A 14,499-nucleotide genomic window follows, 5' to 3' on the forward strand; every position below is an offset into this window, starting at 1 on the left:
TTTAAATAATCCACTTTTTTATATTATAAAGACATATTTTATATGTTTTTAGGTATTTATATTTAAAAATTAATTTTATTAAAAATTATGTTTTAGTAAGTAGACACTCTTATGTAAAATAAAATTAACTACTATTATTAAAGATAGAGGAAATAGTACTCAATATTATAAAAAGAAAAAAGTGATTTTATAAGTTACTTATAAAATCATTAGATAATTTTAATAATGATTCTCTAGTATTTAAATCAGGATTTTCTAAGACTTTATCCAATAAAAAGTTTAATGTATATCCTATTAATTTTCCAGGCTTCAAATTAAATGATTTTATTAATGTCTCACCGCTTATATTAAGGTCTTTAATCTTAAGTGGCTCATTATTACTTAGTATTTCTGATACTAGATTATCTATATAATCAACTTTAGCTAAAAATATTTTAGGATTATCTAGAGAATTAATATCAGCTCTTTGTAAATCAAATAAAAGGTATATATATTCTTTACCAATAGTATTTAATAATTTTTTTACTTCAAATTTAGTTGGAAGATAGTTAACATTTAAAACTAAATGATGTTCTATTAATTTACAAACTATATTTATAGTATTATTATCAAATCTTAATTTAGATAATATTTTTCTAGTCATTAATGAACCTTCAATATTGTGATTAGGGAAGTAGTAGAATCCATTTTCATTATGGGTAAGAGTGTTTAATTTCCCCACATCATGCAATAATGCAGATAACCTTAGTAATAAGTTATTATGTGTATTATCAATTACATTAAGAGTATGCTTAAATACATTGTTATTATGATTATTACATTTTGGAGTGAAGTTAACTAAGTTATTTATTTCAGGAAGTATTGCCCCTAATAGGCCAGTATCCTTTAATAAAATCAATCCTTTAGATGGATTATCAGAAATCAATATCTTACAAAGCTCATCTCGTATTCTTTCAAAACTTATATTACTAATTAGTTTATTATTATTTAATATGGCATTATAAGTTTCTTCCTCTATATCGAAGTTTAGTTGACAACTAAATCTAACTGCACGGAGCATTCTAAGTGCATCTTCTTTAAATCTTTTATCAGCATCTCCAACACAACGAATAATACTATTTTTTATGTCGGATATACCATTAAAGTAATCAACAAGACCAGCTGATTTATTATAAGCTAAGGCATTTATAGTAAAGTCTCTTCTAGATAAGTCGTCTCTTATATCACTAACGAAATTAACTGATGATGGACGTCTATTATCTAAATAGTTTCCTTCAGTTCTATAGGTTGTAACTTCATACGAATTATTGTTGATAAGAACAGTCACTGTACCATGCTTTATACCAGTTGGAATTGTTTTTTCAAAAAGAGATAATGTATCTTCTGGTTTTGCGGAGGTAGTAATATCATAGTCTTTAGGTGAGTTATTTAGAATAGAATCTCTAACACAACCACCAACCATGAATGCTTCAAAATTATTTTTATAAAAAGTATCTATAATAAATTTAACTTCATTTGGAATATATATATTCATTATTATCCTACCTTTAAAATCAATAATATTATTATAAATATAATATCATATAATTAATAAATAAATTCATTATATAAATAATAAAAAGAGTCTGTATCAAAATTGTAATTTACTATTTAATTTTTAGATTTTATAAGCAAAAGCACCGAATAAGATGTAATTATTCTTATTTGGTGCTCCTGTTTATTATTATAGAATATTTAATTTGGGGTAAAACAAGGGATTATTTTTATGTTCAACTATTTAGAAACAGTTACGTTTTTCAATATATATTAATTTATTATTATCTTAGTATCATTTGCAATATTATCATATAACCATTTAGCATCTTCTACTTTTAATCTTATGCAACCATGAGATGCAGGAGTACCAAGAGTGTCATCTAAAATAACAGTTTGGGTTTCATCAAAAGGAACGGAGTGAAATAAGTAATCGCCCATAAATTGAACCCAGTACTTACCGCCTTGATCAAACTCATCTGAGAAGAACCACTCCCCTCTATTGGTAACTGCAAATATTCCCTTGGGAGTTTCCTTGCCAGGAAGACCTGTAGAGCAAGAAAACTCTTTAACTAAATCCCAATCGTTAGTTTCTCCTTCATAAACATAGGTTTTTTGCTCGGCTAAATTTAAGTAAACAAAATAATTAGTTTTACTACTAATAGATAAGGTATTTACATTATTGAGTGTTATAGATTGAAGAATTGCATTAGAAGTATATTCAGAATCATCTCCTTGATACTCTTCTCTAAATAACTTAATAGAACTAATTTTATTTTTTATCTCAGTTATATCATTTTTACTTAATAATTTTGAGTCATAATCAGATAAAAAGTCTATTGCTTTAGTATAATATTTATTTGCAACTAATTCATCTGCAGATTCAAGTAAGTAGTCTTTATAATTTGATTTACATTTTTCTATGTATTCTTGAGCTAGTTCATAATCATTAGCTAAAGAACTTGGAATTAGACTAAAATATTTCATTGCTTTTGAATAATCTTTTGAGTTAAAGGCTGAAATACCTAAGTTTAAGTAATTATCTTTATCAGCTGAAATATCATTAGAATTATCATTTGCAGAAGATATTTCTTTATTAGAAGTACCTTCAGTAGTTGAGGTTATACTATTACTATCTTTATCATCTAATGCAGAAATCAATTTATCTAAAGATGAATTTAATACATTGTAGCTCTTAATTTCATTTAGTACGCTTAATGCTTGATTAGTAGTAATTTCATTTTTAGATAAAGAAATACATATTTTATCAACTATATCTATAAAGTAATCATTTAAATCAGAATTAAGTTGTTTTTTCTTTAAAGATAAAATTTTATTATTTAAATTAGTCTTTGCATCCGAAAACTCACAATTATTAAAGGCTTTATAAAAGCTAGAAGTTACCTTACTATATTGAGAGCTTAAGTAAATATTTGCTCCAAATCCTAATAAAATAAATAGAATCATAGAAGAAAGAATCATAAAAATCGAAACTTTATTTTTGGGTTTGGATTTATTATTATACATTTTTATACCTCCTTACAACTTATACTATTAATCATTAACAAAAAGCTTAGACTTTAATCTTAAAAAGTCGTTTTTATAAAAATAAGAGTTGTTTATAAAAGTTAATACATATGATAGAATATTTATTAAGTATTAAATTCCATATAATTGGAGGTAATTATGAAGGATAATATAGGCTTTATAGATAAGGTTAAAATTAGTATTTATAATGTAGGAAGATATAAAGAATTATTAAAATTACGATTTTCTCATGCATTAGTATATTCTATATTATTAAGTGTATTAGTTGGATGTATATTAGGCATTATGAATTTTGCAAGTGTGACTACAATGCAAAATTCTATAAAACAAGTAATGGCAAGTGATGAATTTAAATTTGAAATGAAGGATGGGATATTAGACTTTAAAAATTCTCCTATTAAAAGAGAAGTGGGAAGGTTTCTTGTTTTAATTAATACGGATATATCACTTGACGAAGTTGAGACTATAAGAAATATAGTAATTCATAAGGATATTTCTATATCCATACTAAAAGATGGAATATCATATAGAGATAATGATGGAGTAGGGTCACTTAAATATAGCGATATTCCAATATTATTTGATAATATGAATAATGAAACTATTTTAAGAGCAGCAAGTATTATGGGAATATTAAAATACAGTATATTTATATTCACTCTTTTATATACTTATTTAGTTCTTTTATTTAATTCATTTATGCTATCGTTAGTAGGATTAGTTCTAAGCAAAATGAATAATATTAACTTAAATTATGGAGATGTTTTTAAATTATGCATATATGCAATGACATTGCCTACATTAATTAACTTAATTTATCCACTAGGATCAGTTAGTATATTAATATCAGGTATTTATTTAATACTTGCAATGAATAAAATAAGAAATGAAATGATTTAATTTAGAAATGATAAAATCTTAACAAGTAATTTAAAATTATTTGTCAAGATTTTTTATTAAATATGAGTAGTTTTTAGTAATAATAATATTTGTAAAATATGAAAGATAATTATGAATTAATATAATTATGATATTGAATAAAAAATATATAAGTAATGTTTTATTCAATATTTTGGAAAATAAAATCAAAAGACCTTGTTGGGAAAATATCCATATGGTAAACTATTTATATAACATTAAAACAAAGTCTAAGACTGTTATGAAAGGAATTATTATCATGATTAATAATGAATTTATAGAGAAATTAGATAGTAAAATGAATATCAGTGAAATTATATTAAATGGAAAATTTAATTTTACAAATGAAGAGTCAACAAGTATCATAACAGGATTAATGGATAAAAGTATTAAACAAGAGAATTTTTTGCTTAATATTTCACATGATTTAAGAGGACATTTAAATGTAATATTAAGTATTATGCAATGTATAGATTATGGTAGCATAGCTATTAATGATAAAAAAGCAATGGAATATATGAAAATAGTAAAAAGAAATAGTCTCAAGATGTTAAAGTTAGTAAATAATTTAATTGATACAACAAAACTAGAAAATAACTATTATATTTTACACAAAAAAAATATAGATATTATATCTATGATTGAAGGCACTATAAGCTGCATAGATAAATACGCAAAGCAAAAGAATATACAGCTTATATTTGATACCAATGAAGAGGAATGTTTAATGGCAGTGGATCCAGATGCAATTGATAGAATTGTAATGAATTTATTATCAAATTCTATTAAGTTTTCATATACCAATACAAATGTATATATAAATATAATGGTTATGGGAGATAAAATTACTATATCTATAAGGGATGAGGGTCCAGGAATATCAAAGGAATATCAAGAAAAGGTTTTTAATAGGTTCTATCAAGTATCTAATAAAAAAGATAGAGAAAATTCTGGAAGCGGAATAGGATTGGATTTAGTAAATTATTTAGTTAAATCCATGGATGGAAGTATTGAATTGAAAAGTGAAGAGGGAAATGGATGTGAATTTATAATAACGCTACCGATAACAATTGTAGAGGAACAAGATGACTTTTGCATAAGAGATGAAAGTAATAAAATACAAATGTTAGAAGTAGAATTTTCAGATATATATAATAATTGATAACATAGAATATTTTATAAAAATTAGTCGCTTGATTTATTTAAGTAGTTATGATAATATAAATGTTGTTAAAATTTATATGCGGTGGTAGCTCAGTTGGATAGAGTAGCTGGCTACGAACCAGTTGGTCGGGGGTTCGAATCCTCTCCGCCGTACCAGAAAAGCCTTGTAAATACTGAATTTTCAAGGCTTTTTTTATTTTGAAAAAAATTATTTTTTGTTTTAATCATTATAAATTTTAAAATCAAAAATAGGTGAGTTAGTAAATGTATACTTATAATACTATTAATTTCAGTTTATAAATTTATATAAAATTTAGAGAATTATTTAAATTAAAAGGGAAAATGAATAAGTTAAATAAAATAAATGTAGTTACTATAAAAATTCAAAAAGTAACTACAATATTTATAGTTAAGATTGTAGTTATCAAATAAATAAAAGCAGTAACTACAAATAATCATTCATATAAATGAATTTTAAAAATTTTTTATTAAGTATTAAAGTATTAAAAATGTATATAAGCATTAGAAGAATATATAAGAAACAATTATATGGTGAAGATAAATGAAAGTATAATGGAATTAGAACAGCAAATATGAAAATTAAATATTAAAATTATAAAAAACATTGATATTCTCGCGAAATGGCGTATAATTATTTATGGATTTACAATAATATTCGTAATATAAGGGGGTTATCAAATGAATTTTATTAAAGACAAATATGATGTTGTAATTGTTGGTGCAGGCCCTAGTGGGATATTCACTGCATATGAGCTTTCAAAGATTAATCCAGAAAAGAAAATTTTAATTATTGAAAAGGGGAAGTCTGTTTATAAAAGATATTGCCCAATACCAAAGTTAAATAAGTGTGTTAAGTGTAAGCCATATTGTAATATAACTACTGGATTTGCAGGAGCAGGAGCATTTTCTGATGCAAAGCTATCTTTATATGACAAGGATTCAGAAGAAGTTTTAGTTGGAGGAAATTTACCAGAGATAATTGGACATCAAAGTACAAAGAATTTAATTGATTATTGCGATGAGATATATTTAGATTTTGGGGGAGAAAAAAATATAGCTGGAATAGAGCATAAAGATGAAATAAAGAAAATAAAGGATAAAGCAAAAAGTGAAAATATAAATTTAGTAGATATTCCTATTAGACATTTAGGAACAGAAAAATCAAGAGAGCTTTATGGAAAATTAGAAGATTATTTATTACAAAATGGTGTAGAAATAATATTTGGAAGTATTGTTAAAGATATTATAATAGAAAATGGTGAAGCTAGAGGTGTAGTAACTGAAAGTGGAAATTACTATGCTGATAAAGTAGTTATATCAGTTGGAAGAAATGGTGCTGATTTCTTATCTGATTTATGTGATAAGCATAAGATAGAAAAAGCAGTTGGAGTAGTAGACATTGGAGTAAGATTTGAAATGAAATCAGAAGGAGATATACAAAGGATAAATGAACTTATGTATGAAGGTAAGTTTATTGGGAATGTAGCTCCATTTAGAGATAAGGTTAGAACCTTCTGTCAAAATCCTGATGGGTTTGTAGCAGCAGAAGTTTATGACAATGGTGTTTCATTAGCAAATGGACACGCTTATAAGGAAAAGAAAAGTATAAATACAAACTTTGCAATACTTTCTTCTCATAAGTTTACTGAACCATTTAAAAAGCCAATAGAATATGCAAATAAAGTTGCAGAGCTTACAAATCTATTATCAAATGGAGAGGTTGTTGTTCAAAGATTTGGAGACATATTAAATGGTAAAAGAACTTGGAAGGAAGAACTTGAAAATAATTCAGTAGAAGCAACATTAAAAACTGCAATGCCTGGAGATATAACATTAGGTATTCCATATAGAACAATGACTAATATAGTTAATTTTATATTAGAGATGGATAAAGTAGTAAAAGGATTTGCTAATCCTGATAATTTATTATATGGACCTGAAATAAAGTTCTACTCAAATGCTGTTAAACTTAATGAAAATTTAGAAACAAATATTAAAAACTTATATGCTATTGGAGATGGAGCTGGATTAACAAGAGGGTTAATGATGGCATCATGTTCAGGAGTTTATTTAGCCAGGAATTTATTTAATTAATACAAGAGGAGAGATTTCTTAATGAAATTTCTCCTTTTATATTATATGAATGTAGGTATATGTATTTATTTAGGATAAAAATGCTCTCTTTGGATAAATTAAAAGTATATAAATTCAAAAAGAAGGATTATAGGTATGAATGTAGATATATTAATAAATCAACTAGATGAGCATAATCAAGCTAATATATTAGCAACAAAGAAATTTAATCCAAAGGAAGTCTTGTTTATATATGATAAAAATAGCGAAACTCTAATGGATTCTGTAAAAAAATATTATGAAAGTTATATTCCAAATGTGAAATTTAATAAGACTATTGTCAATGAAGGTGAAGTTGATAAATTAGTTAAAATAATAAATGAAAATAAAAATAGAAATATATTAGTTAATTTAACAGGTGGTAGCAGAGTAAATTCTTTGACATTACTAAATATAAGTAAAGATAATTTGTTAAATTCAATATATGTAGATATAAAAAATAAGTTTTTATATATATTTGATAAGAGTATTAAAGTTATTAAAGAAGAATATGAGGATATGCAATTAGATAATCTTATAAAGGCATCTGGAGGAGAACTTTTAAATGATTCAAGTGATCTTTGTGATAAAGATGATTTAATTTATTTAACTAAAAAGATATATGAAAATTTAGAACTATGGCATAAGTATAAGCAAAAACTATATGATTCAAATATTTTTATACATGACTATCAGGATACTAAAAATGTTACTATAAAAACTGAATTCTTAACTAAAGAAGAAAAAATGATATTAAATAAAATATTAAATAAATTAAAAGAAATTAATGGGATGGATTATAATGAGACTCCTAATAATGAAATCTATGTTAATTTCAAAAATGAATATTTAAAATCATTTATATTTAAAAGTGGAACTTGGCTTGAGATAGCAACAAATATTATGATTAGTGAAATTAAAGAAATTGATGAAGTTAAAAGTGGAGTTATGTTCTTATGGAATGATAAGAGTAAGATAGTTAGAAATGAAGTTGATGTAGTTGCAGTAAAAGACTCAGTTGCTATTTGCATATCATGTAAAGATAGTGATAAATATAATGAAGATGCATTAAATGAGCTAGATGTATATAGTAATCAAATTGGAGGGGAAAAGGTATATAAAATTTTAGTTGCAACAAAAGAGCCTGTGAAGGCAGCAGTTAAAGCAAGAGCTAAAGAAATGGGGATAAATCTTATAATTTTTAATGGTAACGAAGAAAAATTTAAATCTGAAATAAAAAATATAATTATAAAAAATTAAATTTAAAGTTTAATTGGATTTTCAAATTTTGAAATTGTTTTCTAAGATATATAGATATAATTAAGGTATAGAGATAATGAATAATTAAAAGTTATGGGGGTTAAGAGTATGGATAAAAAAAGTTTAAAAATAGTTACAATAGGTGGTGGATCAAGTTATACACCTGAATTAGTAGAGGGATTAATTAAGAGATATGATGAAATGCCCGTAAGTGATTATTGGCTAGTAGATATTGAAGAAGGTAAAGAAAAATTAGAGATAGTTGGTGCATTAGCAAAAAGAATGGTAGAAAAAGCTGGAGTACCAATGAATATCCATTTAACTTTAGATAGAAGAGAAGCTTTAAAAGATGCAGATTTCGTAACAACACAATTAAGAGTAGGGTTATTACCTGCAAGAGTTAAAGATGAAAGAATTCCATTAAGCCATGGATTTTTAGGACAAGAAACTAATGGAGCTGGAGGATTATTTAAAGCATTAAGAACTGTACCAGTTATACTAGATATAGCAAAGGATATAAGTGAGTTATGTCCAAATGCATGGTTAATAAACTTTACAAACCCAGCTGGAATAGTTACTGAAGCATTATTAAGATATGGAGTTCATAAAAAAGTAGTAGGTGTTTGTAATGTACCTATTGGTCTACAATATTCATTTGCAGAGATATTGGGTGTAGATAGTAATAGAGTAACAGTTGATTTTGCAGGATTAAATCATATGGTTTATGCAGAAAAAGTTTATTTAGATGGAAATGATGTTACAGCAGAAATTATAAAAGCATTAACAGCACCTGATACAAAGACTCAAACAATGGCGAATATAAAGGGATTTAATTGGGATGTTGCAACAATGAAGGCATTTGGAATAATTCCTTGTCCTTATCACAGATATTACTATAAAACTAGAGATATGTTAAAAAGTGAATTAGAAGAGTTTAAAAAAGGAAAAACTAGAGCAGAAGTAGTAATGGAAGTAGAAAAGAAATTATTTGAAATGTATAAGGATGTTAATCTACAAGAAAAGCCAGAAGAATTGGCTAAACGTGGTGGAGCTCACTATTCAGATGTTGCATGTAATGTTATAAATGGAATATATAATGATAAAGACACTATAATTGCTGTAAATACTAGAAATAACGGAACTTTAAAACAATTTGAAGATGATTCAGCTGTAGAAGTAAGTTGTTATATAGGAAAAAATGGTCCAGTTCCAGTAGAAACAGTTACTGATTTACCAATATTCGCACAAGGATTAGCTGGACAAATAAAATCATTTGAAAGGTTAGCAGCAGAAGCAGCATATACAGGAGACTATAATATAGCATTATTAGCAATGGTAACTAATCCTTTAATATCTGATGATGTAAGAGGAAGAAAGTTGTTAAATGAAATGTTACTAGCTCATAAGGACTATTTACCACAATTTAAAGATGTTATAGAAAAAATTGAGAAGGTAGAAAGAGCAGAGTTTTAATACAAGTTATAATATATAATGAATAATTAAGGAAATAACTCATCTTAATGAGTTATGAAATAAAAAGAACTCAATTTTAAAAATTGAGTTCTTTTTTTACCTATAGAAGCTAGTAAGAAGTAAGTTTTCCTTAACTTTTTCACTTTTCACTATTAACTGTTTTTATACATGCTTCCGTATCTAATATAAATATATTCAAGTAGATAACTTAAGTCATATCTATGGTTTTGAACATATTCATTTGAATCATTTCTAGGTGGTAAATAAATTATATAATCACTTCTTTTCATATATTCAGGTTTATGTTGTTCGGTAATAACTACTACTGTAGCTGAACTTTTCTCTATTTTTCTCCAAAGTCTTTCATGATATAGTGTAAATCTACCAGTAGGAGAAATGAGAATTGCTAATGAATTTTCATCTAATTCATCAGCTAGTCTTTCTTGTTCTTGAACATCATTAGCGTGATAAATTAATTTAGAAATATTAACTAGTTTACGCTGTAATTCTTGTGCCATTAGCTGTGAAAATTGTGTTCCGAATATACATACATTATTACTATTGAAAATAAGTTCTACTACTCTATCAATAACTTTTAAATCTATAAATGATTTAAATGTTTCTATTTCATTTATAATTTCTAAAGACATATTATTTAGTATATCTTCTCTTGGTAGATCATAATGCATAGCTTTAGGCTTCATGAGCCCTTTAGTATAGTGACCTATATTTATCTTTATGTTTTCTTTAAACTCTATAAAATTAGAATACCCTAGTTTATGACAAAATCTTGTTATTGCAGCTGGTGATGTAAAACAAAGATCAGCCAGTTTGCTTATAGACATATTAGGAATAGATCGTATATTCCTAAGCATAGTTATTGCTATATTATAATTAATATCATTTTCTTTACTGCTGTTTAAAAATAATAATAATCTATATATTAAATCTCCCATAAATTCTAACTCCCATAATACTTTTTTAATATATAAGAAATTCTATTTTAGGTACTTGTTATAGCCTTTGTTTTTATAAACTATAAATTTTAATTAAAAAGTCTTATAGACTCAAATTTTTTTACCTATCGTCTCACCCATTAGAACCTTACATTCAAATCCAAGCTTTGTTTGATTTATTATATCTTCATCTATTTTAATTGTATCTTTTTTAAACAGAAGAATAGTAGTTGAACCACCAAACTTAAAGTAGCCTTTTTCTTCTCCTTTTATAACTCTATTACCTGGAGTATATGTTTGTATAATTGTTCCAACGCAAGTAGCTCCAACTTCAATGTGAATAATATCACCAAAGTTATCAGATTTAAATAAGCTCCATTCTCTTTTATTTTGACAATAAAGTTTAGGAATCCTTTCAAGGGCAACTGGATTAACAGAATAATAGTTACCATTAATAAAGTTACTTTGCATAGGAGTCCCATTATCAACAAAATGAAATCTATGATAGTCAGTAGGACAAAGTCTTAAAACTAAGCATACTCCACCTTCATATTCCTTAGCTATATCATCATCAGCGATTAATTCAGATAAACTATAATGAATTCCTTTAACCTGAACTAGTTTATCTACAGATATATTTTCATATGCAAATAACCTTCCATCTCCAGGAGAAATAAGAAGATTATTATTAGTTTCAATTGGTCTAGCATCTTCTTTTAGCGATCTTACAAAAAAATCATTGAAATTATTAAAATCCTCAATAGCACTTGAGCTAATATTCATATCTATATCAAAATCTTTTATAAAATTAGATATTTTCTTTTTACTTAATGAAGTATCACAATAAGCTCCATAAAGTTTTGAAAATAACTTTTTCTTAACTAAAAGCTCTGTTAAGCCTTTTCCAACTGGTGAATCATAAGACCACTTTATATAATTTCCGCCTGCAACTTTTTCTATTTCATAATTATTTGTTTTTCTATTATATACTTGTATCATATGGTACCTCAAATAAATATATTTTATAGTATTATATTAACATAAAAACGCAATAAAAATTCTAAATTTGTTTAAATCGCTTTACTTATTTTTTATTATAAAAGATAATTGTTGATAAGGACAAGTTTGGAGGGGATAGGTTTTGATAGAACATTTTGTGGATTTAATAACTACAGTTGCAATACACCTTTTAGAGTTAATGGGAATATTGATAATAATAGTTGGCGCAATTAAAGCTTTTTATAAGTTTATAGTAAACATAGTTACTAAAAATAATTATCCTATAAAGGTGGAATTTGCACAGTCATTAACACTTGCACTTGAATTTAAGTTAGGTGCAGAAATATTAAAAACAGTAATAGTAAGATCTTTAGATGAAATGTATATATTAGCTGCAATAATAATTTTAAGAGCTATACTAGCTTTTGTTATACATTGGGAAATGAAAGCGGATTCTCATAGTGAAAACTTTAAATAATTTATGTTAAATAATATAAATTTAAAAATTTTTAGAAAATATATTAAAAAGACATTATTAAAAATGTCTTTTTATTTAAGTTTTAATAAAAAGAGTTAAAAGAATACACTTTTGACTATAATTTTACATTGTTCATATGCATTTTTTGTCGTAAAATCATAAGTGGAGAAAATCTAAGAAAATAATAATGGTTAAAAGATAGTAATTATTGCAAATATGGTGTAAAATGAAATTGTTAATATTCTAACAAGGATAATTTACTTACCATTCGGTTATAGGGGGAGTTATAATGAAGAACATAACTATTAATGGAAATAAAATTCTAGTAGATGATAATAAGAATTTGATGAAAATAGCTAAAGAAAATGGGATAGATATTCCAGCTTTATGTTTTTTAGAAGATTGCAGTAATGTTGGACAATGTGGAGTATGCCTAGTTGAAGTTGAAGGACAAGAAGATTTAGTTAAAGCGTGTTGTTTTATTCCAGAGGATGGAATGGTTATTAATACTAATACAGAAAGAGTTCAAGAAGAAGTTAAAAGTACAGTTTCATCATTATTAGATAAACATGAGTTCAAATGTGGACCATGTAAAAGAAGAGAAAACTGTGAATTTTTAAAGTTAGTAATAAAAACTAAAGCAAGAGCTTCTAAGCCTTTTGTTGTTGCAGATAAATCAGAATATGTAGATGATAGAAGTAAATCAATAGTTTTAGATAGAACAAAGTGCGTTACATGTGGAAGATGTGTAGCTGCATGTAAAACAAAAACAGGAACTGAATCAATAAAGTTCATAGAAGTAGATGGACAAAAAATAGTTGGACCAGAAAATTTAAAGTGTTTTGATGATACTAATTGTTTATTATGTGGACAATGTGTAGCTGCATGTCCGGTAGATGCTTTATCAGAAAAATCTCATATGGATAGAGTAAAAGATGCATTAGCAGATCAAGAAAAACACGTTATAGTAGCAATGGCACCATCAGTTAGAACTGCCATGGGAGAACTATTTAAGATGGGCTATGGGGTAGATGTTACAGGAAAAGTATATACAGCATTAAGGGAACTTGGTTTTGATAAGATTTTTGATATAAACTTTGGAGCTGATATGACAATAATGGAGGAAGCTACAGAGTTAATTCAAAGAATTAAAACTGGTGGACCATTCCCTATGTTTACATCTTGTTGTCCTGCATGGGTTAGACAAGTTGAAAATTATTATCCAAACTTTATAGAGCATTTATCAAGTGCTAAATCACCACAACAAATATTTGGAACAGCTAGTAAAACTTATTACCCACAAGTTGCAGATGTAGATCCTAAGAACGTATTTACAGTAACAATAATGCCTTGTACTGCAAAGAAATATGAGGCAGATAGACCTGAAATGGAGAATAACGGAATAAGAAATATAGATGCTGTAATAACAACGAGAGAATTAGCAAAAATGATTAAGGATGCTAAAATAGACTTTGCTAAGCTTGAAGATAGTGAAGCAGATCCAGCAATGGGAGAATACACTGGAGCAGGAGCTATATTTGGAGCAACAGGTGGTGTTATGGAAGCTGCACTAAGAACAGCAAAAGATTTTGTTGAAGGTAAAGATTTAGAAAATATAGAGTATGAACAAGTAAGAGGCTTAGCTGGAATAAAAGAAGCTACAGTTGAAATAGGTGGAGATAATTATAATGTTGCAGTTATAAATGGAGCTTCAAGCCTATTTGAGTTTATGAAGAGTGGTAAAGTTAATGAAAAAAAATATCACTTTATAGAAGTAATGGCATGCCCAGGTGGATGTGTAAATGGTGGTGGACAACCTCATGTAAATGCTTCAGATAGATTAACTATGGATATCAGAAGCGTAAGAGCATCCGTGCTATATAACCAAGATAAAAATGTATTAAAGAAGAGAAAATCACATGAAAATGGTGCTTTAAATAAAATGTATGAAACATTTATGGGAGAACCAGGACATGGAAAGGCTCACGAATTACTTCATATAAAATATAGTAAATAAAGTAAGTTAAAATAAAAAAG

The 14,499-nt window shown here is 26.3% G+C and carries 11 protein-coding genes and 1 tRNA gene; 8 read left to right on the plus strand and 4 right to left on the minus strand.

The annotated features are described in order from the left end of the window. Window positions 1–187 precede the first annotated feature (187 nt). Both CSBG_RS16650 and CSBG_RS16655 read right to left on the minus strand, forming a co-directional pair. Window positions 188–1,534, minus strand: a complete 1,347-nt coding sequence (locus CSBG_RS16650) for a CCA tRNA nucleotidyltransferase (protein ID WP_008681368.1) — start codon at window positions 1,532–1,534, stop codon at window positions 188–190. Between the two features lie 272 nt (window positions 1,535–1,806). After that, window positions 1,807–3,060 carry a L,D-transpeptidase family protein gene (locus CSBG_RS16655; protein WP_008681370.1) on the minus strand — a complete coding sequence of 418 codons (1,254 nt, stop codon included), beginning with the start codon at window positions 3,058–3,060 and terminating at the stop codon, window positions 1,807–1,809. A 159-nt stretch (window positions 3,061–3,219) separates the two neighbouring features. Here CSBG_RS16655 and CSBG_RS16660 point away from each other — a divergent pair, with 159 nt between their 5' ends. The 6 genes from CSBG_RS16660 (at window position 3,220) to CSBG_RS16685 (ending at window position 10,029) form a co-directional block, all read left to right on the plus strand. After that, window positions 3,220–3,981: a DUF1189 family protein gene (locus CSBG_RS16660; RefSeq protein WP_008681373.1), complete on the plus strand. Its 762-nt coding sequence runs from the start codon at window positions 3,220–3,222 to the stop codon at window positions 3,979–3,981. A 277-nt stretch (window positions 3,982–4,258) separates the two neighbouring features. Further along, window positions 4,259–5,161, plus strand: coding sequence for a HAMP domain-containing sensor histidine kinase (locus CSBG_RS16665; protein ID WP_099346397.1), 903 nt, complete (start codon window positions 4,259–4,261; stop codon window positions 5,159–5,161). An 81-nt stretch (window positions 5,162–5,242) separates the two neighbouring features. Next, window positions 5,243–5,319, plus strand: a tRNA-Arg gene (locus CSBG_RS16670). Window positions 5,320–5,862: 543 nt separating this feature from the next. Further along, complete coding sequence (locus tag CSBG_RS16675) at window positions 5,863–7,278, plus strand: FAD-dependent protein (RefSeq protein WP_008681378.1); 1,416 nt, start codon at window positions 5,863–5,865, stop codon at window positions 7,276–7,278. 135 nt (window positions 7,279–7,413) lie between these two features. Further along, window positions 7,414–8,556 (plus strand): DUF1887 family CARF protein, encoded by a 1,143-nt coding sequence (locus tag CSBG_RS16680; RefSeq protein ID WP_008681379.1) that lies wholly within the window; start codon window positions 7,414–7,416, stop codon window positions 8,554–8,556. A gap of 108 nt (window positions 8,557–8,664) precedes the next feature. Beyond that, window positions 8,665–10,029 (plus strand): 6-phospho-beta-glucosidase, encoded by a 1,365-nt coding sequence (locus CSBG_RS16685; protein ID WP_008681381.1) that lies wholly within the window; start codon window positions 8,665–8,667, stop codon window positions 10,027–10,029. Window positions 10,030–10,181: 152 nt separating this feature from the next. Here CSBG_RS16685 and CSBG_RS16690 read toward each other — a convergent pair whose 3' ends face one another. Both CSBG_RS16690 and CSBG_RS16695 read right to left on the minus strand, forming a co-directional pair. Further along, window positions 10,182–10,985, minus strand: a complete 804-nt coding sequence (locus CSBG_RS16690; protein ID WP_008681385.1) for a MurR/RpiR family transcriptional regulator — start codon at window positions 10,983–10,985, stop codon at window positions 10,182–10,184. Window positions 10,986–11,096: 111 nt separating this feature from the next. After that, complete coding sequence (locus CSBG_RS16695) at window positions 11,097–11,984, minus strand: phosphatidylserine decarboxylase (RefSeq protein ID WP_008681387.1); 888 nt, start codon at window positions 11,982–11,984, stop codon at window positions 11,097–11,099. Window positions 11,985–12,126: 142 nt separating this feature from the next. Between CSBG_RS16695 and CSBG_RS16700 the strand changes: the two genes are divergently transcribed. After that, a complete protein-coding gene (locus CSBG_RS16700; protein ID WP_008681389.1) occupies window positions 12,127–12,462 on the plus strand; it encodes a DUF1622 domain-containing protein in 336 nt (111 codons plus the stop codon). Between the two features lie 289 nt (window positions 12,463–12,751). Next, window positions 12,752–14,479, plus strand: a complete 1,728-nt coding sequence (locus CSBG_RS16705) for a ferredoxin hydrogenase (RefSeq protein WP_008681392.1) — start codon at window positions 12,752–12,754, stop codon at window positions 14,477–14,479. Window positions 14,480–14,499 lie beyond the last annotated feature (20 nt).

Origin of the sequence: Clostridium sp. 7_2_43FAA, from assembly GCF_000158375.2 — a bacterium.
In the GTDB taxonomy this organism is placed as follows: Bacteria; Bacillota; Clostridia; order Clostridiales; family Clostridiaceae; genus Clostridium; species Clostridium tertium.